Source organism: Sphingomonas naphthae (assembly GCF_028607085.1).
Lineage (GTDB): Bacteria > Pseudomonadota > Alphaproteobacteria > Sphingomonadales > Sphingomonadaceae > Sphingomonas_Q > Sphingomonas_Q naphthae.
The window spans coordinates 611,825-633,456 of sequence record NZ_CP117411.1; the positions used below are offsets into that span (position 1 = coordinate 611,825).

Below are 21,632 nucleotides of genomic sequence, written 5' to 3' on the forward strand. Positions count from 1 at the left end.
GTGGACGCCGTCGCACACGCGCAATCACATGCCGCCGCTGCAGCCGCCCCGTCCCTGCGCTCATCTCGAATCCCCCTTTAGCCCCGGCATCTTATTCACCCTTGGCCGAAAACCCATGGGGTATAGAGAGAAGGGCTTCGCCTATTCTTCGATTGCCGCGCAAGCGCGCGTCAGGTCTGCTGCCGAAGCATACCCCAATGCCGCCGCAAGTTCGGCACTGATGATGCCAATCTGATCCCTGTACGAAGTCCCGGAAGCGTCGGCGCAGGTGAGCTTTCGCGTTGCATGCAATCCTCGCTCAAAGCGGGAGATGGTGCTCACGCTCAACCCTGTAGCTTCGGCAAGCGCCGCGATCGTTAGCTTTCTGTCACGTCGGATGGCACGCAATCCGACCCCAGGGTGCTCCGTTCCTGATTTCGGTCTCACGTGCTCGGCGTCTTCCCATGCCGGTGCCAGAACGAAAAGCGGGAGGGAAAGCACCGCGGCTATCTTTCTTAACGTGCCCGGCAACGGCCTCTGATCTCCGCGCTCGATGTGGGCGATCGTGCTTCTGCTGACCCCCGCGGCAGGAGCTAGCGCCATCCTGCTCAGTCCGCGCTCGTTCCGAGCATCGCGAACGCGCTGTCCGAGACGCTCATCCAGATCGTCGAGCTTGAACTGATGTGTTCCTTCGCGAGCCATGATCCGAGTTTGCAATACTCGGATCTGGTCGATCCCAAAAGCGAATCCGTGACCGCTCCTGAGTGAGCCGACGGATCGGAAGGGAAAAGGAATGACCTGCCTGGGAACGATGCGATGACATCGCTTGCTGATCTCGCGCGCCGTCTCAGCCGCAAGACCGAAACCGGGCGGGCGATCCGCCTCTCCCCTGAAGATCTGAAACTATTGGTCGCGTCCGGTGCCTATGCGGCGCTGCAGGCGGCGGCCGTCGAGGAGTTGAAAGTCCGATGCCTGCAACACGACGAGGCAAGCCTCTCTACCAGCGCGGAGATTTCCGCCTCTACCGGCGCGCCGACCGCGCGAACCTCGAAATCGTCTGGTACGACCATGAACGAAAGCGTGAGCGCAGCATTAGCGCAAGCACGAGCGATGACGCGGACGCGCGACTAGAGGTCGACCGGCGCTATAACGAGGCGAACGGCCACCGTTACTGTCCGACGTGCGGTCGGCCCTTCGATGGCGAGACTGCACCCCTGCTGACTAGGGTCATCGCCGACTATCTTCTGGGTAGCGAGCACAAGGCCGGCTTCAAGTCCACGCGTAGTCGTCTCGGCCATGTCGTCGACTATCTGACCGAAACGGACCCGGGGACGACCTGCCCCCAGGTAACACCGGGGTGGGTGGATGCCTTCCGCATCTGGCTCGCGAACAGACCGGTCCAGGTCGGCAAGACCGGAGAGGTCAGAAAGCGCAGCCTGAGTCACATCGAAGGGTGCGTTCTTCAACTCGCGGCAGCGATCAACAGCACGCCCGGACAGACGGCCCAGTTCAAGCCGATTCAAGCCAAAGAGGTCGCCGTATCGCCTCAATACCGCGCAGACGTCGCGACGCTCGCCGCCATGTTTCGCTATTGCCTCGCTCCGGAGGGAAGCGCGAAGGAAAAGGTGCAGCGGATGAGGGAGCGGACCAGTCTGCTGGCTTATCTGCGGGCGGCAGTCGCCACGTGGGCACGTCCGGAAGAGATACTCGATCTTGGCCCGGGTCAATGGACCGCGGCCGCGCAGGTTTTGAACCTCAACCCGCCGGGTCGCCGTCAGACCAAAAAGTTTCGCGGAATCATTCCGATCCCTGCACAGTTCGCGCCTTTCCTCGACGAGATTGACGGTCCCTATCTGCCGACGTGGCCGCGCTCTTCTTGGGAGAAGATGCGGGTCGCCATCGGCCTGCCGATCGAACGCGGACAGGCGGGCACCAAGCTGATCCGTCGCTCAATGGCGACGTTTGTGAGGAAGCGGATCGGCGAAGCGAACTGGCGTCAGGGAGAAATGATGCTGGGCCACGTCAAGGCATCGATCAGCGACATCTATGCCATCCCGGATCCGGCGAATCTGGGCCTCGCCTTGGGCGCCACGAGTGCGATCATCGACGAGATTTGCGCGCTGGTTCCGGGGGCCTACACACCGCAACACCGCAGTTTTACCGCAGCGTAAGAGTGAGGTCCTCGTCAAAAATGGCGGAGATGCGTGGAGCGGGTGAAGGGAATCGAACCCTCGTCGTAAGCTTGGGAAGCTTCTGCTCTACCATTGAGCTACACCCGCAAGAGGCTGAAAAAAGCGAAAATTCAGCTACTCGCCAGATCGTTCTACAGAGCGTTTTACATTTCTGTCCGTGATCCGTTCGCCCAGTGCCACAACCACGCGCGCATCGTCAACGTAAACGCTGCGGATGCGGCCGACCCGTTTCGGTGCCCAGGCCATGATATGGGCGGCCTCGCGATCGGTCAGATCGGTCTCGGTCAGCAGTTTCGTAACAAAGGTGCCGTTCACGTCGCGGGGTGCTTCAGGCCGGCGACCTCGCCGGCATCCTCATTGTGGTGGACGATGCTGGCGGCATCGCGGACTTCGTTAAAACTGCCGCCGAAGCCGTCGCCGCTCCATAGTCGGCCCGAGTGTTGACCAGCACCGTCTCCCGCCGGCCACCCTTGTAAAGCGTCGGATGCGGTCGCGACGTTGGCTGTCACCCGCCCGCGCAGGCGACCGATTGAAGCAGCAGGCCAATCTTCGGCTGGGCGACAATCCAACAGACCGGGGATGATATTCAGCAGCCCGCCCAACCGACATCACATAGAGCCCGGTGTGGGCCAATAGCGCTCAGTTCAACGGCGCTGTTCACGATATCCGGGCCACATCGCCAGGCTGGTGTCGATCAACGACTTCAGTTCGCGGTGCGACGCGCCCGCGCCGCCCTGCAGGGCGACGCCCTGCATGATCGCGACGACATAGGCGGTGATCGCCCGGGGTTCGGCGTCCGGCGGCAGGTCGCCTTCGTCGCGGGCGCGGCGGAAGCGGGTGGTGAGCGCGTCCTTGGCGACGGTTTCGCGGGCCAGCACGGCGGCGCGGACGGCTTCGGCCTCGGGGCCGCAGGCGACGGAATTGATGACGTGGAGGCAGCCCTTGGGGTGGGCATTGCCCTTCTGCATGGCCAGTGCGCCTTTCAGCAGTCGCTCGGCCACTTCGCGGGCGGTGGGGGCCTCCAGCGCGCGATCGACATAGCCCAGCTGGTCGCTGACGTAGCGGTCCAGCGCCTTCCCGAAGAGCGCCTCCTTGTTGCCGAAGGCCGCGTAGAGGCTCGGCCGGTTAATCCCCATCGCTTCGGTGAGGTCGGTGAGCGACACCCCTTCATAGCCCCGCTCCCAGAAGAGCGTGAGCGCGACGGCGAGAGCATTGTCGAGGTCGAATTCGCGGGGGCGTCCTCGCGGCGGCGGGGCATAGCCGGTGCAGTCCATCATCTCGCGGTCCATCATGATCGTCGCACGGGCGGCCGGCTAGGTGAGCGCGCGCAGTGCGCCGAGGAGCATCCGTCCAGTCTGGCGCGCCGTCTCGCCGGGCGACAGGCGCGGTTCCGACAGGCTGCGGTGGCCGAGGCCGAACATGCAGGCGAGCAGCAGTTCCTCGGAGGCGTCGAGCCCCGCGTCCGACAGGCCGGGGTGGGCGGCCCCGGCGATGTCGCGCAGCATCCGCCGGTAGCGCAGGCAGAGCGTGCCGATGGTCGATCGCACGTCGGGGTTGCGGTGGCCTTCGGCCAGGATCTCGAACGAAAGGGCCTCGTTCTCCTCGTCGAGCGCGAGCTGGCACAGCGCCGTCATGCCGGCCTCGATCGTGATCGCGCCACTATCGATCTGGTCGCGCAGCTGCGCCATCTGCGCGATCCGCTGATCGACATCCTCCTGCACGATGGCGAGGATGATGTCCGCCTTGCCTTTGAAATGGCGATAGATCTGGCCGACGCTGACGTTCGCCTCCGCGTTCAGCTCGGACATGGCAGTCTGGTGAAAGCCGAGCGTGGAAAACAGATGGCGCGCGGCGGCGACGATGCGCGCCCTGGCGGGCAATTCATGCTGCATCGCACCCATCTTTTCCCCATCTTCTGTTTTTCGACTTGACCCCTTCGTTGCACAGCCACTAGGGCGCCGACAAGCGGAATGAGCGTTCATTCCTGAATATCGGATTATGACCATGCTTTCAGCGTTCAAGGGTCTTGCGGTCGGCGGTGCGATCATCCTGCTGGCAGGGTGCGGCAAGCAGGATGCGCCGCCGCCGCCCACTCCCACCGTGGGCGTGGTCACGCTGAAGCTGGCCTCCGCGACCCTTTCCAGCGACCTTCCGGGGCGGATTTCCGCCGTCGAGACATCGGAGGTGCGGCCGCAGATCAGCGGCGTGATTCGCCGCCGCCTGTTCACCGAGGGCGCGCTCGTCCAGCGCGGCCAGCTGCTCTACGAGATCGAGGACGCGCCCTATCGCGCGGCGCTGGGGCAGGCGCGCGGCGCGCTGGCCAATGCGCAGGCGCTGATCCGTTCGACCCAATTGCAGGCGGATCGCTATCGCGGGCTGGCCGGGATCAATGCGGTGAGCAAGCAGGAGTCGGACAATGCCATTGCTGCGGCGCAGCAGGCGACGGCCGGCGTGCAGGCGCAGCGCGCCGCCGTCGATGCCGCGCAGGTCAATCTGGGCTTCACCCGCATCCGCGCGCCGATCTCGGGCCGCATCGGCCGCTCGCTCTTCACACCCGGCGCGCTGGTGCAGGCGGGGCAGGCGGGGGCGCTGGCGACGATCCAGCGCACCGACACCGTCTATGTCGACGTCACCCAGTCGGCCGCGCAGATCCTCGATCTGAAGGAGGCGATCCGCGCCGGCGGCGTCACCCGCGGCGGCGCCGACAGCGCGCGCGTCCAGTTGCTCCTGCCCAACGGCAAGACCTATCCGATCGAGGGCCGGCTGCAATTCTCGGAGGTTACGGTCGACGCGGCGACCGGCGCGGTGACGCTGCGCGCGACCTTCCCCAATCCCGATGGCCTGCTGCTGCCCGGCCTCTACGTGCGCGCCAAGCTGGTCGAGGGGGTTCGCCAGCAGGTGATCCTCGCCCCGCAGGAGGGCATCACCCGCGATCCGCGCGGTCGCGCCACCGCGCTGGTCGTGGGCGCCGGCAACAAGGTGGAGCAGCGCGACCTCACGACCGATCGCGCCATCGGCAACACCTGGATCGTGACCAGCGGCCTCAAGCCCGGCGACCGTCTGATCGTCGAGGGGCTGCTCAACCTGCGCCCCGGCACGGTCGTGAAGCCCGAGAAGCCCGAACAGGTCACCGCCACGGCCAAGCGCGGGAACTGACCGGTCATGTCCCGCTATTTCATCGACCGCCCCATCTTCGCATGGGTGATCGCGATCATCCTGATGCTGGCCGGCCTGCTCGCGCTGCGCACCCTGCCGATCGCGCAATTCCCGGAGATCGCGGCGCCGTCGGTCGTCATCAACACGCTGTATCCGGGCGCCGACGCGCAGACGCTGGAGAATACGACGACCCAGATCATCGAGCAGCAGATGAAGGGCATCGACAACCTTCGCTACTTCTCGTCGACCAGCGATTCCGCCGGCAATCTGGCGATCACGCTCACCTTCGAGCAGGGCACCGACGCCGACATCGCGCAGGTGCAGGTGCAGAACAAGCTCGCGCAGGCGACGCCGCTTCTGCCGCAGGAGGTGCAGCAGGCCGGCCTGCGCGTCAGCAAATCCTCGGCGACCTTCCTGATGGTGGTGGCGCTCTATTCGGAGGATGGGCGCCACGATCAGGTCGATCTCGGCGATTTCGTCGCCTCGACCTTGCAGGATCCGCTGAGCCGGGTGAGCGGGGTGGGCGATACGCAGGTGCTGGGCGCGCAATATGCGATGCGCATCTGGGTCGATCCGTTCAAGCTATCGAACCTCAACCTCACCGTCGGCGACGTTAAGGCCGCGATCACCGCGCAGAACGCGCAGGTTTCGGCGGGGCAGGTGGGCAGCCTGCCGACCGTCAACGCGCAGGCGCTCAACGCCACCGTCACCGCGCAATCCCGGCTGCGCACCGTCGAGCAGTTCGAGAAGATCGTGCTGCGCGCCGCGACCGGCGGCGCCACCGTGCGGCTGGCCGATGTCGCGCGGGTCGAGCTGGGCTCGGAGAATTACAGTTTCCAGGCGCGCTTCAACGGCAAGCAGGCGTCGGGCATCGGCATCAAGCTGGCCCCCGGCGCCAACGCGCTGGATACGGTGACGGCGGTTAAGGCCGAGGTGGATCAGCTGGCCCGGCAATTCCCCGCCGACATCAAGGTCGCCTACCCGGTCGATAATTCCACTTTCGTGAAGCTGTCGGTGGAGCAGGTCGTCCATACGCTGGTCGAGGCGGTCGTCCTCGTGTTCGTGGTGATGTTCCTGTTCCTCCAGAACTGGCGCGCGACCCTGATCCCGACGATCGCGGTGCCGGTGGTGCTGCTGGGGTCGTTCGCGATCCTCCAGATCGCGGGCTTCACGATCAACACGCTCACCCTGTTCGGCATGGTGCTGGCGATCGGCCTGCTGGTCGATGACGCGATCGTCGTCGTCGAGAATGTCGAGCGGCTGATCCAGGAGGAGGGGTTGAGCCCCAAGGAGGCGGCGCGCAAGTCGATGGACGAGATCAGCGGCGCGCTGGTCGGCATCGGCCTCGTTTTGTCGGCGGTGTTCCTGCCGATGGCCTTCTTCGGCGGATCGACCGGCGTGATCTTCCGCCAATTCTCGATCACGATCGTGTCGGCGATGGTGCTGTCGGTGTTCGTGGCGCTCGTGCTGACGCCGGCGCTGTGCGCCACCATCCTGAAGCCCGCGAAGGGCGGCCACCATCACGACCGCAAGGGCTTCTTCGGCTGGTTCAACCGCACCTTCGATCGCAATGTCGATCGCTACGGCAAGGGCGTCGCCCGCATCGAGCGGCGCTGGGGGCGGACGATGCTCGTCTACGCGCTGGTCGTGGTCGGGCTCAGCGTCCTGTTCATCCGCCTCCCCTCCGGCTTCCTGCCCGATGAGGATCAGGGGTTGCTGTTCACCCAGGTCTCGCTGCCGTCGGGCACCTCGATGGAGGAAACGGCGCGGACGATGGACCGGGTGCGCGATTATTATCTGAAAACCGAGAAAGCCAATGTGTCGGCGGTGTTCACGATCAGCGGCTTCGGCTTCGTCGGGCAGGGCCAGAATGTCGGCATCGCCTTCGTTCGGCTGAAGGATTGGGCCGAGCGCAAGGGTAGCGAGAATGGCGCGGCGGCGGTCGCGGGCCGGGCCAATGGCGCGCTCGGCAAGATCCGCGCGGGCATGGTCATCACCTTCGCGCCGCCCGCCGTCACCGAACTGGGTAATGCCAACGGCTTCGATTTCCAGCTGAAGGATATCGGCGGGGTCGGCCACGACAAGCTGCTCGCCGCGCGCAACCAGCTGCTCGGGCTGGCCGGGGCCGACAAGCGGCTGGTGCAGGTGCGCCCCAACGGGCTGGAGGATTCGCCGCAGGTGAAGCTCGACGTCGATCCCGCCACCGCCGCCTCGCTCGGTGTCGCGCAGGCCGACATCAACGATACCGTCGCGACGGCGCTCGGCGGCACCTACGTCAACGACTTCATCGATCGCAACCGCGTGAAGAAGGTCTATGTCCAGGCCGACGCGCCGTTCCGCGCGACGCCCGAGGGGCTGGGCAATTTCTTCATCCGCGGCTCGGGCGGCGCGATGACCCCGCTGTCGTCGATCTCCTCGACCCATTGGGCCTATGGGCCGGCACGTCTGGAGCGGTACAATGGCGTGCCCTCGATGCAGATCATGGGCTCGCCGGCACCGGGCGTCAGCACCGGCGCCGCGATGGCGGCGATGCAGGACCATGCCGCCAAGCTGCCCGCCGGGATCGGCTATGAATGGAACGGCCTTTCCTATGAGGAGCGGCTGTCGGGCGGTCAGGCGCCGGCGCTCTACGCGCTTTCGCTGCTGATCGTGTTCCTGTGCCTCGCCGCGCTCTATGAAAGCTGGTCGGTGCCGATTGCGGTGTTGCTGGTGGTGCCGCTCGGCGTGCTGGGCGCGGTGCTGGCGGCGACATTGATCGGGCTCAACAACGACATCTATCTTCAGGTTGGCCTCATCACCACGATCGGCGTGTCGGCCAAGAACGCGATCCTGATCGTGGAGTTCGCCGAGGAGAAGATGCGCGACGGCCTCAACGCCGCCGACGCCGCGCTGGAGGCCGCCAAGCTGCGCCTGCGGCCGATCATCATGACGTCGTTCGCCTTCATCTTCGGCGTGCTGCCGCTGGCGCTGTCGAGCGGGGCGGGGGCCGGCGGGCAGAATGCGATCGGCTGGGCGGTGGTGGGCGGAATGCTCTCCGCCACGGTGCTGGCGATCTTCTTCGTGCCCCTGTTCTTCGTGCTGGTGAAGAAGCTGTTCCGGCAGGATCGCGCACCCGACCGCGAGCCCACGCCGCAAAGCCCGGCCGGGCAGGAGGCGCTGGCATGATCCGCCGCAAGCTGGCCCTCGGCCTTGCCAGCGCCCTGGCACTCACCGCCTGTGACATGGCACCCAAATATGTGCGACCGGCGCTGCCGGTGCCCTCCGCCGCGCCGCAGGGGCCGGCCTATGGCACCACCACGGGCGCGATGGCGACCGACACCGCCTGGGCCGACTTCTTCACCGACACCCGCCTGCGCACGGTGATCCGCACCGCGCTCGACAACAATCGCGACTTGCGGATCGCGGTCGCCAATGTCGCGCAGGCGCGGTCGCAATATCGCGTCCAGCGCGCCGACCTGCTGCCCGCCGTGGGAGCCACGGGGTCGGCGACCTACCAGAAGTCGCCGGTCGGCGCGGTCGGCGGCGGCGCGGTCGGTGGCGTTGCGGGAAGCGGGCGGTTCGATGTCTATGCCGCCAATGTCGGCGTTTCCGCGTGGGAGATCGATCTGTTCGGCCGCGTCCGCAATCTGACGAAGGCGGCGCAGGAACAATATTTCGCGGCGCAGGAGAATCGTAACGCCGCCCAAACCGCGCTCATCGCCGAGATCGCCACGGCCTGGCTGACGATGGCGGCCGATCAGGAGCGCCTACGCATCGCCCGCGATACGCAGACCGCCTTCGGCCGCACGCTGGAATTGACCCGCGCCCGCTTCGATGCCGGCGTGTCGTCGGAACTGGAGGTGCGTCAGGCGCAGACCAGCTTCGATCAGGCGCGTTCCGACATCGCAGACGCCACCACCTTGGTCGCGCAGGATCAGAATGCGCTCAACCTGCTGGCGGGCACGACCTTGGGCGCCGATCTGCTTCCGTCGGAGCTGGGCGATGCGAAGGCGACGCTCGACAATCTGCCGGCCGATCTGTCGTCACAGGTGCTGCTGCGTCGCCCGGACATCGCGGCGGCCGAGCATCAGCTGATCGGCGCTAACGCCAATATCGGCGCGGCGCGCGCGGCCTTCTTCCCCAATATCTCGCTGACGGCGGCCTTCGGCACGCTCAGCCTCGGCCTGTCGAACCTGTTCGCCAACGGCAGCGAAGCCTGGTCGGTCGCGCCCACCGCCACTTTGCCGCTGTTCGATTTCGGCAAGCGCAAGGGCAACCTCCGCTACGCCGAGGCGACCCGCGACGCGATGGTCGCCCAATATGAGAAAGCGGTGCAGACCGCCTTCCGCGAAGTCGCCGACGCGCTCGCCCGTCGCGGCACGATCGACGGACAGGTGGAAGCGCAGACCTCGTTGCGGAACAACGCGCGCGGCGCCTTCACCCTGTCCGAAGCGCGCTTCCAATCGGGCATCGATCCGTTCCTGACGACGCTGGATTCGCAACGATCGCTCTATGCGGCGGAGCAAAGCCTTCTCGCGAGCCGATTGGCGCGGCAGGCGAACGCGATCGAATTGTACCGGGCGCTGGGTGGTGGGTTATGATTGCACAGGTTCATCCATAACCGCAGCGGAACGGCTGATCGATCAGCCGCCTCGCGAGCCCATGCGCTCGCGCCGCACAAGTCGAACAGCCGATTCACCTCTCGGTGCCGGGACCCGGTCTACCGGGAACCAGCGCTCGGCCGCGCGCCGGTCGACGATGCCCGATCGCGCGCGCATGCCGTCGGGCATATCCTCCCGCAGAGGGGCGTGCCATCGATGAACTTGTGTTTTGAAGCCAGCTACGAGCTGGACGCCTCTGGACGTATCCAGAGGCGGCAGATGGTGCCCAGGAAAGGACTCGAACCTTCACGACCTTGCGGTCACTGGCACCTGAAGCCAGCGCGTCTACCAATTCCACCACCTGGGCAGGTCGGGGAGCGGCGCGGATAGCGATGGGGTGGGCGGCTTGTCAACATGGGAAAGCGGAAAGCGACGAAGCGAGTGTAGCCCGTGGATCAGCCTTGGCTTGTCATCCCGCAGCCGCGAAGGCATGGCAGGGGCATGACGGGCTTCTCACGCAGGGTTTTTGCGGCATGAACGATCTGGTTACGCTCTTCGGTGGTGGCGGCTTCCTCGGCCGCTATGTCGCGCAGGCTCTGCTGAAGGCCGGCGCGCGGGTGCGGATCGCCGAGCGCGATCCCTCGGGCGCCTATTTCCTGAAGCCGCTGGGCGGCCTCGGCCAGACGCAGTTCATGGCGGCGGACATCGCCAAGCCGGACAGCGTGCGCCGCGCCGTCGCGGGGGCGACCGCCGTGGTGAACCTCGTCGGGCTGCTGAAGGGCGACTTCCAGAAATATCATGTCGATGGCGCGCGCACCGTGGCCGAGGCGGCGGCCGCGGCCGGCGTTGGCGCGCTGGTGCAGGTGTCTGCGATCGGCGCCGACCCGGAAGGCGCCTCGGCCTATGCGCGCAGCAAGGGCGAGGGCGAGGCGGCGGTGAAGGCGGCCTTCCCCGGCGCCACGATCGTCCGCCCGTCGATCCTGTTCGGGCCGGAAGACGATTTCGTGAACAAGTTCGCCAAGATGATCCGCACCCTGCCGGTGGTGCCGGTGCTGGCGCCGGACACGAAATTCCAGCCCGCATGGGTGGCGAACGTGGCCGACGCCATCGCGCAGGCGGCGCTGTCGCCCGACCGCTTCGGCGGCAAGACGTTCGAACTCGGCGGGCCGGACGTGCTGACGATGGCGGCGATCAATGCGGAGATCGCGGGCCATATCGGTGCCGCGCCGACCTTCATCCCGCTGTCCGAGATGATCGGTTGCGCGATGGCCTCGCTCACCGGCTGGCTGCCGGGCGCGCCGATTACGAAGGACCAGTGGCTGATGCTGTCGAAGGACAATGTCGTGGCGGCGGATGCCGACGGCTTCGCGGCGTTCGGCATCGATCCCGCGCCGTTGGCCGCCATCGCCCCGCGCTGGCTGGTGCAATATCGCCGCTCCGGCCGCTTCGGCCTGGTCGAAAAGGCATGAGCGGGGCCGGCATCGTCGAGCCGATCCTCCTCGGCATCGTCGAGGGTCTCACCGAATTCCTGCCGGTCTCATCCACCGGCCACCTGATCCTCGCCAGCGCGCTGCTGGGCTATGAGGAGAAGCAGTGGGCGACGTTCAACATCATCATCCAGCTGGGCGCGATCCTGGCGGTGATCGTCTATTACTGGCGCACCTTCCTCGCGGTGTTCCTGGGGCTGGTGAAGCTGGAGCCGACATCGTGGCGGTTCCTGCGCAACATCCTGATCGCCTTCATGCCCGCCGTGGTGATCGGGCTGGCGGTGCATGATTATATCGAGGCGCTGCTGCTGCGGCCCGACGTGGTGGCGGTAGCGCTGGTGGTGGGCGGCATCGCCATCCTCGCGATCGAGCATTTCGTGCGGCGCGGGCATATCGTCGGCGTGGCCGAGGTGCCGGTGCTGCGGACGCTGGGCATCGGCTTCATGCAATGCCTGGCGATGATCCCCGGCGTCAGCCGATCGGGCGCGACCATCATGGGCGCGATGTGCATGGGGGTCGAGCGGCGCACGGCGGCCGAGTTCAGCTTCTTCCTCGCCGTCCCGACGATGCTGGGCGCGACTACGCTGGAGGTCATCAAGAATCACGAGGCGATCCTCCATCCGACTGCCAGCAGCGTCGGCGTGGGGACGATCGCGATCGGCTTCGGCGTATCCTTCATCGTTGCGCTGGCGGTAATCCGGTTGTTCCTCGGCGTCGTCACCAAGCACGGCTTCGCGCCCTTCGCCTGGTATCGAATCACCGCCGGGGTGCTGGCCTTCTGCTGGCTCCAGCTGTAGAAACGACCGGATCGGACCTTTATTATTTGAGAATTGTTCGCAACAAAGCCGAAATGCCCGAAATCGCCGTCTGAATAAGGCAGCATCGCTTACCTAAGTCCGGATTTCCGCGTGACTCGCTCGGCCGCCTATGAGAGTGGGGCGGCAGAGGGAGTGGCGCGATGAGCAACAATGTCATGCTGTCGTTCGTGAAGCTGGGTCAGGAATATCCGGAGAAGCGCGCGGCGGCCGAACGGGCCGAGGATTTCGCGGAGATCGCGAACCGCTATGCCGCGCCCGATGCCGAGGCGCAGGCCTCGCGCTGCTCGCAATGCGGCGTGCCCTATTGCTCGACGCATTGCCCGCTCCACAACCATATCCCCGATTGGCTGCGCCTCACCGCCGAGGGGCGGCTGCGCGAAGCCTATGAGCTGAGCAACGCCACCTCGACCATGCCCGAGATCTGCGGCCGCATCTGCCCGCAGGACCGGCTGTGCGAGGGTAATTGCGTCATCGAATTCTCCGGCCATGGCGCGGTGACGATCGGCTCGGTCGAGAAGTACATCACCGACACGGCCTGGGCCGAGGGCTGGGTCGAGCCGGTCGCGGTCGGCCCCGATCGCGGCCAGTCGGTCGGCATCATCGGCGCCGGGCCGGCGGGGCTGACGACGGCCGAACTGCTGCGCGCGCGCGGTTACGAGGTGCATGTCTACGATCGCTACGATCGCATGGGCGGGCTGCTGACCTACGGCATCCCCGGCTTCAAGCTGGAGAAGCCGATCGTCGAGCGGCGGGTGAAGCGGCTCGAGGAGGCCGGCATCATCTTCCACCACAGCTTCGAGGTCGGCCGCGACGCGACCCTGGAGGAATTGCGCCGCCACCATGACGCGGTGCTGATCGCGACCGGCGTGTACAAGACGCGCGGGCTGAAGGCACCGGGCGTCGGCACGGGCGGCGTGGTCGAGGCGCTCGACTATCTCACCGCCTCCAACCGCAAGGGCTTCGGCGATGCGGTGCCGGCCTATGACGATGGCAGCCTCAACGCGGCGGGCAAGAATGTCGTGGTCGTCGGTGGCGGCGACACGGCGATGGATTGCGTCCGCACCGCGATCCGCCAGGGCGCGACGTCGGTGCGCTGCCTCTACCGCCGCGACCGGGCGAACATGCCCGGGTCGCAGCGCGAGGTGAAGAATGCTGAGGAGGAAGGCGTCGAGTTCGTCTGGCTCGCCGGCCCGCATGCCTTCCACGGCGACGAGACGGTGACGGGCGTGCAGGTCGCCAAGATGCGGCTGGGCGAGCCCGACGCCTCGGGCCGCCGCGCGCCGGAGCCCGATCCGGGCGCCGATTACCGGATCGATGCCGATCTGGTCATCAAGGCGCTGGGCTTCGATGCCGAGGATCTGCCCAAGCTGTTCGAGGCGCCGGAGCTTTCGGTGACGCGCTGGGGCACGATCCGGGTCGATCACCGCACGATGCAGACCAGCCTGGAAGGCGTGTTCGCCGCCGGTGACATCGTGCGTGGCGCGAGCCTCGTGGTATGGGCGATCCGCGACGGGCGCGACGTCGCCGAGCGGATGCACCTGTTCCTGCGCGACAAGGCGAAGGCGGCCGCCGCCGCCGGGGCCGCGCGCGGGGCGGTCGCCGCTTAAGGTCGGGTTCGGCCGCGCCGGGGTCGGTGCGGCGGGAAGGGTGGGCCGCATCGGGCGGCCCGAGGCTCCGGGGGGAGTTGGATCATGCTTGCCATGTTGCTTGCGTCCGCGATTGCCACGGTTCCGCCGGTCACGGCGCGCGCCGTCACGTCGGTCTCGCTGCCCGCCGATCCGGCGGCCGAGATCGCCCATGCGCTCACCCCGCGCGAGAATCTGCGCGCGATGATCCTGATGACGCTCGATCGCGGCGGCGCGCAGGCGCCGCTCGCCGCCAGGGTGGGCGAGCCGCGCGCCGATGCGCTGCTGTCCGACGCGGCCGAGAACAGCGCCTATGCCCATGCCGACCAGTGGGAGCGGGAACTGGCGGCCGCCTATCGCGAGGCGCTGACCCCCGCCGAACTGGCCGGCGCGCTGACGGCGGTGCGGGCGCAGCGGATGGAGGCGCTGGCGGCGCTCGGCCCGAAGGTCGGCCCCGCCTTCTTTCGCCGCGCCGCGCCTCTGCTGAACGCCGCCACCGCAGAAGCGCAGCGCGCGGCGGCGGCGCGGGTGGAGTAAGAGTATGACGATGAAGTCCATCGCCCTGGCGCTGATCCTCGCGCTCGGCGCGCCGGCGGCGGTTTCGGCGCAGGCCCCGGCTGCGGCTGTCTCGACGGCATCACCCGCGCGACAGGCGCTGGCGGTGAAGGTCGTGGCGAAGCTGATGCCGGACGGCACCTATCGCCGGATGATGAGCGGCACGATGGACAAGCTGATGGATTTGATGGTCGGCCAGATGACCGACATGCCGCTGCGTGATCTGGCGGCGATCGGCGGGGTGCCGGCGGATCGGCTCCAGAGCGTCGGCCCCGGCACGATGAAGCAGATGATGGGTCTGCTCGATCCCGCGTTCGACGAGCGGATGCGGCGGACGATGAAGGTGACGATGGATCAGATGATCGGCGTGATGTCCGGCTTCGAGCCGCGCCTGCGCAACGGTCTGGCGCGCGCTTATGCCGGGCGGTTCAGTGAGGCGCAGCTTACCGAACTGGACCGTTTCTTCGCGACGCCGACCGGCAGCGCTTATGCCAGCCAGGCGATGGCGATCATGGCCGATCCGGCGGTGGTCGAGACGATGCAGGGGCTGATGCCGGAACTGATGCAGGCGATGCCCGGCATCGGCCAGAAGGTGCAGGCCGCGACCGCCGATCTGCCCAAGCCGAAGAAGCCGAGCGAAATGACCGACGCCGAGAAGGCAAAGCTCAAGAGCCTGTTCGACGCCGCGCCGGCATCCGGTCGGCCGGCGGAATAAGGACGGACCGATGCGCCTGACCGAACAGGAGATCGCCGCGATCAAGGGGGCCGCCGCCGAGGCGTTCGGCCCCGATGCGGTCGTGCGCTTGTTCGGCAGCCGGGTGGATGACGCGCTGCGGGGCGGGGATATCGACCTGCACGTCGAGGTGGATGATCTTGCGCGGGCCCGGTCTCGTCAGGTCGCCTTTCGGCGGCAGCTGTGGCGCGATCTTGATCTGTTGGACATCGACGTGGTCGTCATGTCGCGGGGCGCCGTCCCGCGCTGGATCGACGATGCGGCGCTCCGCTCGGGCCTCGTGCTGTGAGCCCCGAGGAATATCAGCGCGCGGTCGTCGAAGCGATCGGAGGGTGCCACCAGCTTGTGGGGCAGATCGAGGCATCCCGTGCCCGGCTCCAGGCCCTCGCGCCGTTTACCGGCGAGACGCTGACTGCCCTCGACGCGGACGAGTGGGATGGCGTCTATGCCTTCCAGATGAAATTCCTGCTCCTTCAGGATCTGGCATCCCGGCGGCTGCTTCGCGGCTTTCTGGCTTTGTCCGGTGAGGATCCGCGCAACTTCTCGATGCGTCAGGCGATCGAGCGGGCCGCGCAGCTCGGCGGCCTCGCCAGCGCAGAGGAGTGGATGGACCTCCTCATCGTCCGCAACATGCTCGCACATGATTATCCCGTCGATCTCGATGCCTTCGCCGACTGGCTGAGCCAGGCCTGGGACCGGCTCGATACCTTGATTCTCAACGTGAAAACCCTGATCGCTGCTCTGAAGGGCCTGCTGCCATGACCCACTATCCCACCCCCGAACACCAGCGCCTCGCCGAAGAGGGCATGTATCGCCCCGATTACGAGGGTGATGCCTGTGGCGTCGGCATGGTCGCGGCGACCGATGGGAAGGCGTCGCGCCGGGTGGTCTCGGCGGCGATCGAGGCGTTGAAGGCGGTGTGGCATCGCGGCGCGGTGGATGCGGACGGCAAGACCGGCGACGGCGCGGGCATCCACATCGACCTGCCGGTGCGCTTCTTCGACGATGCGATCGAGGCAGGCGGGCATCGGCCGCGCCAGAACCGGCTGGCCGTCGGCATGATCTTCATGCCGCGCACCGATCTGGGCGCGCAGGAGATGTGCCGCACCATCGTCGAGAGCGAGATCATCGATTTCGGCTACACCATCTACGGCTGGCGGCAGGTGCCGGTGGACGTGTCGGTGATCGGCGACAAGGCGATGCTGACCCGGCCCGAGATCGAGCAGATCATGATCGCCGGGCCGCTGCCCGAGGAGGAGAGCGAGGCCGAGTTCGAGAAGAAGCTCTACCTCGTCCGCCGCCGTATCGAGCGCAAGATCATCGAGGCGCAGGTGCAGGGCTTCTACGTCTGCTCGCTCAGCTGCCGGTCGATCATCTACAAGGGGCTGTTCCTCGCGGAAGAGCTGTCGGTTTTCTATCCCGACCTTCAGGACGAGCGCTTCACCAGCCGGGTCGCGATCTTCCACCAGCGCTATTCGACCAACACCTTCCCGCAATGGTGGCTGGCGCAGCCGTTCCGCTGCCTCGCCCACAATGGCGAGATCAACACGATCCGCGGCAACAAGAATTGGATGAAGAGCCACGAGATCAAGATGGCCAGCCTCGCGTTCGGCGAGCATTCGGACGAGATCAAGCCGCTCATCCCGTCGGGCGCATCGGATACCGCCGCGCTCGACGCGGTGTTCGAGGCGATCTGTCGTTCAGGCCGCGACGCGCCGACCGCCAAGCTGATGCTGGTGCCCGAGGCGTGGCAGCAGAGCACGACGCTCCCGACCGAAGTGCAGTCGATGTATTCTTATTTCGCGAGCGTGATGGAGCCGTGGGACGGCCCCGCCGCGCTGGCGATGACCGATGGCCGCTGGGCAGTGGCGGGCGTCGATCGCAACGCGCTGCGCCCGCTGCGGACGACGCTCACCGCCGATAACCTGCTGATCGTGGGATCGGAGACCGGCATGGTCGTCGTCCCCGAAAGCTCGATCGTCGCCAAGGGGCGGATGGGGCCGGGCAAGATGGTCGCGGTCGATCTGGAGACCGGGCGGCTTTATTCGGATGCCGAGATCAAGGCGCAGATCGCGGGCGAACAGCCCTATGGCGAATGGATCTCGGGCTTCCGCTACCTCACCGATTTGACCCCGCCGGAGGGCGACAGCCTGCCCGCATGGGAGCGGAGCGAGCTACTGCGCCGCCAGGTCGCCGCTGGCATGACGATGGAGGATATCGAGCTGATCCTCAGCCCGCAGGCCGAGGACGGCAAGGAAGCGATCGGTTCGATGGGCGACGACACGCCGCTGGCGGTCATCTCGTCCAAGCCGCGCCTTATCAGTCAGTTCTTCCGCCAGAATTTCAGCCAGGTCACCAACCCGCCGATCGACTCCTTACGCGAAACGCGGGTGATGAGCCTCAAGACGCGCTTCGGCAATCTGGCGAACATCCTCGATACCGATGCCGTCCAGTCGGATGTGCTGGTGCTCGACAGCCCGGTGATCTCCTGCGCGGAATGGGAGACGCTGAAGGGGCATTTCGGCGCGCAATCGGCGACGATCGACTGCACCTTCCCGCTTTCCGACAGCCCGGACGCGCTGCGCCAGGCGATCGCGCAGGTGCGGCGCGAGGCCGAGCAGGCGGTGCGCGAGGGGCGGACCGAGCTGTTCCTGACGGACGAGAATATCGGGCCGGACCGGATCGCGATCCAGATGATCCTGGCGGCGGCGGCGGTGCACACCCACCTCGTCCGCAAGGGGCTGCGTTCCTATGCGTCGATCAACGTGCGCGCGGCCGAATGCCTCGACACCCATTATTACGCGGTGCTGATCGGCGTCGGCGCGACCACGGTGAACGCCTATCTGGCCGAGGCGGCGGTGGCGGATCGCCATGCGCGCGGCCTGTTTGGCGAGGTGAGCCTGGCCGACAGCTTCAAGCGGCGGCGCAAGGCGATCGACGATGGTCTGTTGAAGATCATGTCGAAGATGGGGATCGCGGTGATCTCCTCCTATCGCGGCGGCTATAATTTCGAGGCGGTGGGGCTCAGCCGCGCGCTGGTCAACGATCTGTTTCCGGGGATGCCGGCGAAGATTTCGGGCGAGGGCTATGCTTCGCTCCAGCTCTCGTCGCGGCTGCGCCACGATGCGGCGTTCGACGAGGCGGTGACGATGCTGCCGGTCGGCGGCTTCTACCGGCAGCGCGCCGGCGGCGAGACCCATGCCTATTCGGCGCAGCTGATGCACCTGCTGCAATCGTCGGTCGCGACCGACAGTTACTCGCAATATCTGCAATTCTCGCGCGGGGTGCGCGATCTGCCGCCGGTCTATCTGCGTGATCTGCTCGAGTTCAACTGGGCGCGCGAGCCGGTGCCGATCGACAGCGTCGAGGCGATCACCGAAATCCGCAAGCGCTTCGTGACGCCGGGCATGTCGCTCGGCGCGCTCAGCCCCGAGGCACACGAGACGCTGGCGATCGCGATGAACCGCATCGGCGCCAAGGCGGTGTCGGGCGAGGGCGGCGAGGACAAGAGCCGCTACACGCCCTATCCGAACGGCGACAACGCCAATTCGGTCATCAAGCAGGTGGCGTCGGGCCGGTTCGGCGTGACGGCGGAATATCTGGGCTCGGCCGAGGAACTGGAGATCAAGGTCGCGCAGGGCGCCAAGCCCGGCGAGGGCGGGCAACTGCCCGGCTTCAAGGTGACCGAGATGATCGCCCGCCTGCGACACTCGACGCCCGGCGTGATGCTGATCTCGCCGCCACCGCACCACGACATCTATTCGATCGAGGATCTGGCGCAGCTGATCTACGATCTGAAGCAGATCAACCCGCGCGCGCGGGTCTGCGTCAAGCTCGTCTCGTCGGCGGGCATCGGCACCGTCGCGGCGGGCGTGGCCAAGGCCCATGCGGACGCGATCCTCGTCGCCGGCCATGTCGGCGGCACCGGCGCTTCGCCGCAAACGTCGATCAAATATGCCGGCACGCCTTGGGAAATGGGGCTGACCGAGGTCAATCAGGTGCTGACCCTCAATGGTCTGCGCCACCGGGTGAAGCTGCGCACCGATGGCGGGCTCAAGACCGGGCGCGATATCGTGATCGCCGCGATCCTCGGCGCCGAGGAATATGGCATCGGTACGCTCAGCCTCGTCGCGATGGGCTGCATCATGGTGCGCCAGTGCCATTCGAACACCTGCCCGGTCGGCGTCTGCACGCAGGACGACGCGCTGCGCCAGAAGTTCGTCGGCACGCCCGAGAAGGTCATCAACCTGATGACCTTCATCGCCGAGGAGGTGCGCGAAATCCTCGCCCGGCTCGGCTTCAAGAGCCTCGACGAGGTGATCGGCCGCACCGAACTGCTGCGGCAGGTGAGCCGGGGCGCCGAGCATCTCGACGATCTCGACCTCAACCCGATTCTCGCCAAGGTCGATGCGCCGGATCACCATCGCCGCTTCGCGATCAGCACGTTCCGCAACGACGTGCCCGACAGCCTCGACGCGCAGATGATCCGCGACGCCGCCGCCGTGTTCGAGCGTGGCGAGAAGATGCAGCTGACCTATACGGTGCGCAACACGCACCGCGCGGTCGGCACGCGCATCTCGGCCGAGATCACGCGCAAGTTCGGCATGTCCACGCTGGCGGACGGCCATGTCACCGTGCGGCTGCGCGGCTCGGCCGGCCAGTCGCTCGGCGCCTTCGCGGTCAAGGGCCTGAAGCTCGAGGTGATGGGCGACGCCAACGATTATGTCGGCAAGGGGCTTTCGGGCGCCACGATCATCGTGCGGCCGACCGTCTCGTCGCCGCTGGAGACCAAGTCGAACACGATCATCGGCAATACCGTGCTGTATGGCGCCACCTCCGGCCGGCTGTTCGCGGCGGGGCAGGCGGGCGAGCGGTTCGCCGTGCGCAACTCGGGCGCGACCGTCGTGGTGGAGGGCTGCGGCGCCAACGGCTGCGAATATATGACCGGCGGCACGGCGGTGATCCTGGGCGAAGTCGGCGACAATTTCGGCGCGGGCATGACCGGGGGCATGGCCTTCGTGCTGGACGAGAAGGGCAGTTTCCCGTCACTCGCCAACCCGGAGAGCATCCTGTGGCAGCGGTTCGCCTCCACCCATTGGGAGGCGCGGGCCAAGTCGCTGATCGCCGAACATGCGGTGGCGACGGGCAGCAAGTGGGCCAATACCATCCTCGACGATTGGGATCGGTGGCGCGACCACATCTGGCAGGTATGCCCGAAGGAGATGGTCTCGCGGCTGGAACATCCGTTGAGCGATGCGCCGGTTGATGAGATTATCGCGGCGGAATGATTCCGACGCGGCTTGCGGAGGCAACATAAATTATGCTGCGACCGCAATAACATCCGATTCGGATAGGCCGGCCCTCAATCCCTTGAATAGCGCCGCGATGCGCCCTCTTATGCTGTCTCGGCTCGGGGGCAGATAACGGGGCCAATATGGGTGAATCAGGGTATACCACGCGCTGGCAGATCGACAGGTTGCTTTCGCGATTGCCGTTGGAAGATACCGAACGGGCGACGATCGATCGCCTGCTCGAAGGGGCCACCAGCCGCTTCGAGATGGCGCCGAAGGCGGGGCAGCCGGTAACGGTGTCCGCCCTCGGACGCGATCTCTACAAGGTGAGCCGGCGGTTCGAGCAGCTCGTCGGGGCGCACATGGCGGCGAACCCGGTGTGGAACATGATGCTCGACCTGCTCGTCGCCGAGGAGGATGGCACGCGGGTGAGCGTCACGAGCCTCTGCATCGCCAGCGGCGAGCCGACGACGAGCGCGCTGCGCCACATCAGCCAGCTCGAACGGCTCGGCTGGGTGACGCGGGTGGCGGACGACACCGATCACCGGCGATCGTGGGTTTCGCTGACCGGGGAGGCGGCCGACAAGATGCGGCGTACCCTGGCGGACATCTACAATGCCGGGACGCGCGGCGAGGCGCTGCGGTGGGAGCCGAGGGCCGTGGGGCGGGATTAGCCTTCCGTATATCCGGTGGGCTCGGGTCCGGTAGGGTCAGACTGGATTCGATTGGGCTGGCGTGATGCTGTGGACCTCGTCGGGCGGTGGCGTCGGGCGGCCAGGGTTTTTCGCAAGTGCCGAAAATCGGATCGTCGCCCCGGCGCAGGCCGGGGTCGCCTTCGTCTTGAGGTGCGGACATTCCGCTATAATCCGCCATTGCGCGTACAGCGAAGCAATCCAGCCTCTCGATCGGACGCGAGGTCCCAACTGGATCGCGTCGCTGCGCTCGCGATGACGATTTGAGGATGGGGTTCCACCAACCCCTTCCCATCTCCGATCCGGCCGCTATATAGGCCCCTCACGATTTTTTCGGCCACGAGTCCCCGTTCGCGCGGGCGTGTCCGCCTTGGTGTCCTCCGAGACACGGTCCGCCTGGCTCGCGGATCGCGACGGATGGGGGGAATTTCCGGGGTTCTACCAGAGGCTGCAGTGCGGATCCGACGGCCCGGACCCGCACTTTTTTGCGTGGATGGCCCCCCATCCACGTGGCCGCGCACCCG

Annotated in this window: 19 protein-coding genes and 2 tRNA genes; 14 read left to right on the plus strand and 7 right to left on the minus strand. The window is 66.7% G+C overall.

What is annotated here, in order from left to right; genetic code table 11:
* Positions 1-141: 141 nt before the first annotated feature.
* Positions 142-681 carry a helix-turn-helix domain-containing protein gene (locus PQ455_RS02895; RefSeq protein WP_273689041.1) on the minus strand — a complete coding sequence of 180 codons (540 nt, stop codon included), beginning with the start codon at positions 679-681 and terminating at the stop codon, positions 142-144.
* Between the two features lie 114 nt (positions 682-795).
* Here PQ455_RS02895 and PQ455_RS02900 point away from each other — a divergent pair, with 114 nt between their 5' ends.
* Entirely contained in the window at positions 796-1,110 is a 315-nt protein-coding gene (locus PQ455_RS02900; RefSeq protein ID WP_273689043.1) for a hypothetical protein, read from the plus strand.
* 230 nt (positions 1,111-1,340) lie between these two features.
* Positions 1,341-2,150: a hypothetical protein gene (locus PQ455_RS02905; RefSeq protein ID WP_273689045.1), complete on the plus strand. Its 810-nt coding sequence runs from the start codon at positions 1,341-1,343 to the stop codon at positions 2,148-2,150.
* Between the two features lie 34 nt (positions 2,151-2,184).
* Here PQ455_RS02905 and PQ455_RS02910 read toward each other — a convergent pair.
* The 5 genes from PQ455_RS02910 to PQ455_RS02930 all read right to left on the minus strand — a co-directional run bounded on the left by PQ455_RS02910 (position 2,185) and on the right by PQ455_RS02930 (position 4,072).
* Positions 2,185-2,258: transfer RNA gene (locus tag PQ455_RS02910), tRNA-Gly, on the minus strand.
* Between the two features lie 27 nt (positions 2,259-2,285).
* Entirely contained in the window at positions 2,286-2,486 is a 201-nt protein-coding gene (locus tag PQ455_RS02915; protein WP_273689047.1) for a hypothetical protein, read from the minus strand.
* Positions 2,483-2,773 (minus strand): hypothetical protein, encoded by a 291-nt coding sequence (locus tag PQ455_RS02920; protein ID WP_273689049.1) that lies wholly within the window; start codon positions 2,771-2,773, stop codon positions 2,483-2,485. The genes PQ455_RS02915 and PQ455_RS02920 overlap by 4 nt, the downstream gene beginning before the upstream one ends.
* 42 nt (positions 2,774-2,815) lie before the next feature.
* On the minus strand, positions 2,816-3,460 hold the full coding sequence (locus PQ455_RS02925) for a TetR/AcrR family transcriptional regulator (RefSeq protein WP_273689051.1): 645 nt from the start codon (positions 3,458-3,460) through the stop codon (positions 2,816-2,818).
* Positions 3,461-3,484: 24 nt separating this feature from the next.
* Positions 3,485-4,072, minus strand: coding sequence for a TetR/AcrR family transcriptional regulator (locus tag PQ455_RS02930; protein ID WP_273689053.1), 588 nt, complete (start codon positions 4,070-4,072; stop codon positions 3,485-3,487).
* Between the two features lie 103 nt (positions 4,073-4,175).
* Here PQ455_RS02930 and PQ455_RS02935 point away from each other — a divergent pair, with 103 nt between their 5' ends.
* From PQ455_RS02935 to PQ455_RS02945, 3 genes are read left to right on the plus strand one after another with little or no spacing between them, the layout of a single operon-like run.
* Positions 4,176-5,327, plus strand: a complete 1,152-nt coding sequence (locus PQ455_RS02935) for an efflux RND transporter periplasmic adaptor subunit (RefSeq protein WP_273691206.1) — start codon at positions 4,176-4,178, stop codon at positions 5,325-5,327.
* A 6-nt stretch (positions 5,328-5,333) separates the two neighbouring features.
* Complete coding sequence (locus PQ455_RS02940; protein WP_273689055.1) at positions 5,334-8,492, plus strand: efflux RND transporter permease subunit; 3,159 nt, start codon at positions 5,334-5,336, stop codon at positions 8,490-8,492.
* Positions 8,489-9,907, plus strand: a complete 1,419-nt coding sequence (locus PQ455_RS02945; RefSeq protein ID WP_273689058.1) for an efflux transporter outer membrane subunit — start codon at positions 8,489-8,491, stop codon at positions 9,905-9,907. The genes PQ455_RS02940 and PQ455_RS02945 overlap by 4 nt, the downstream gene beginning before the upstream one ends.
* Positions 9,908-10,187: 280 nt before the next feature.
* On the opposite strand, the gene PQ455_RS02950 is transcribed toward PQ455_RS02945, so the two are convergent.
* A tRNA-Leu gene (locus tag PQ455_RS02950) sits at positions 10,188-10,274 on the minus strand.
* 166 nt (positions 10,275-10,440) lie between these two features.
* Between PQ455_RS02950 and PQ455_RS02955 the strand changes: the two genes are divergently transcribed.
* The 9 genes from PQ455_RS02955 (at position 10,441) to PQ455_RS02995 (ending at position 21,090) form a co-directional block, all read left to right on the plus strand.
* Entirely contained in the window at positions 10,441-11,376 is a 936-nt protein-coding gene (locus PQ455_RS02955; protein WP_273689060.1) for a complex I NDUFA9 subunit family protein, read from the plus strand.
* Positions 11,373-12,191 (plus strand): undecaprenyl-diphosphate phosphatase, encoded by an 819-nt coding sequence (locus PQ455_RS02960; protein ID WP_273689063.1) that lies wholly within the window; start codon positions 11,373-11,375, stop codon positions 12,189-12,191. Before PQ455_RS02955 ends, PQ455_RS02960 begins: the two co-directional genes overlap by 4 nt.
* A 161-nt stretch (positions 12,192-12,352) precedes the next feature.
* Positions 12,353-13,819 carry an NAD(P)-dependent oxidoreductase gene (locus PQ455_RS02965; RefSeq protein ID WP_273689066.1) on the plus strand — a complete coding sequence of 489 codons (1,467 nt, stop codon included), beginning with the start codon at positions 12,353-12,355 and terminating at the stop codon, positions 13,817-13,819.
* A gap of 93 nt (positions 13,820-13,912) precedes the next feature.
* Positions 13,913-14,374 (plus strand): hypothetical protein, encoded by a 462-nt coding sequence (locus tag PQ455_RS02970; protein WP_273689067.1) that lies wholly within the window; start codon positions 13,913-13,915, stop codon positions 14,372-14,374.
* 10 nt (positions 14,375-14,384) lie between these two features.
* A complete protein-coding gene (locus PQ455_RS02975) occupies positions 14,385-15,107 on the plus strand; it encodes a DUF2059 domain-containing protein (protein WP_273689069.1) in 723 nt (240 codons plus the stop codon).
* Positions 15,108-15,117: 10 nt separating this feature from the next.
* Positions 15,118-15,414, plus strand: coding sequence for a nucleotidyltransferase domain-containing protein (locus PQ455_RS02980; protein WP_273689071.1), 297 nt, complete (start codon positions 15,118-15,120; stop codon positions 15,412-15,414).
* A complete protein-coding gene (locus PQ455_RS02985) occupies positions 15,411-15,887 on the plus strand; it encodes a hypothetical protein (protein ID WP_273689073.1) in 477 nt (158 codons plus the stop codon). Before PQ455_RS02980 ends, PQ455_RS02985 begins: the two co-directional genes overlap by 4 nt.
* Positions 15,884-20,413, plus strand: a complete 4,530-nt coding sequence (gene gltB, locus PQ455_RS02990; protein WP_273689075.1) for a glutamate synthase large subunit — start codon at positions 15,884-15,886, stop codon at positions 20,411-20,413. The genes PQ455_RS02985 and gltB overlap by 4 nt, the downstream gene beginning before the upstream one ends.
* A gap of 146 nt (positions 20,414-20,559) precedes the next feature.
* Positions 20,560-21,090, plus strand: coding sequence for a helix-turn-helix domain-containing protein (locus PQ455_RS02995; protein WP_273689078.1), 531 nt, complete (start codon positions 20,560-20,562; stop codon positions 21,088-21,090).
* Positions 21,091-21,632: the final 542 nt, after the last annotated feature.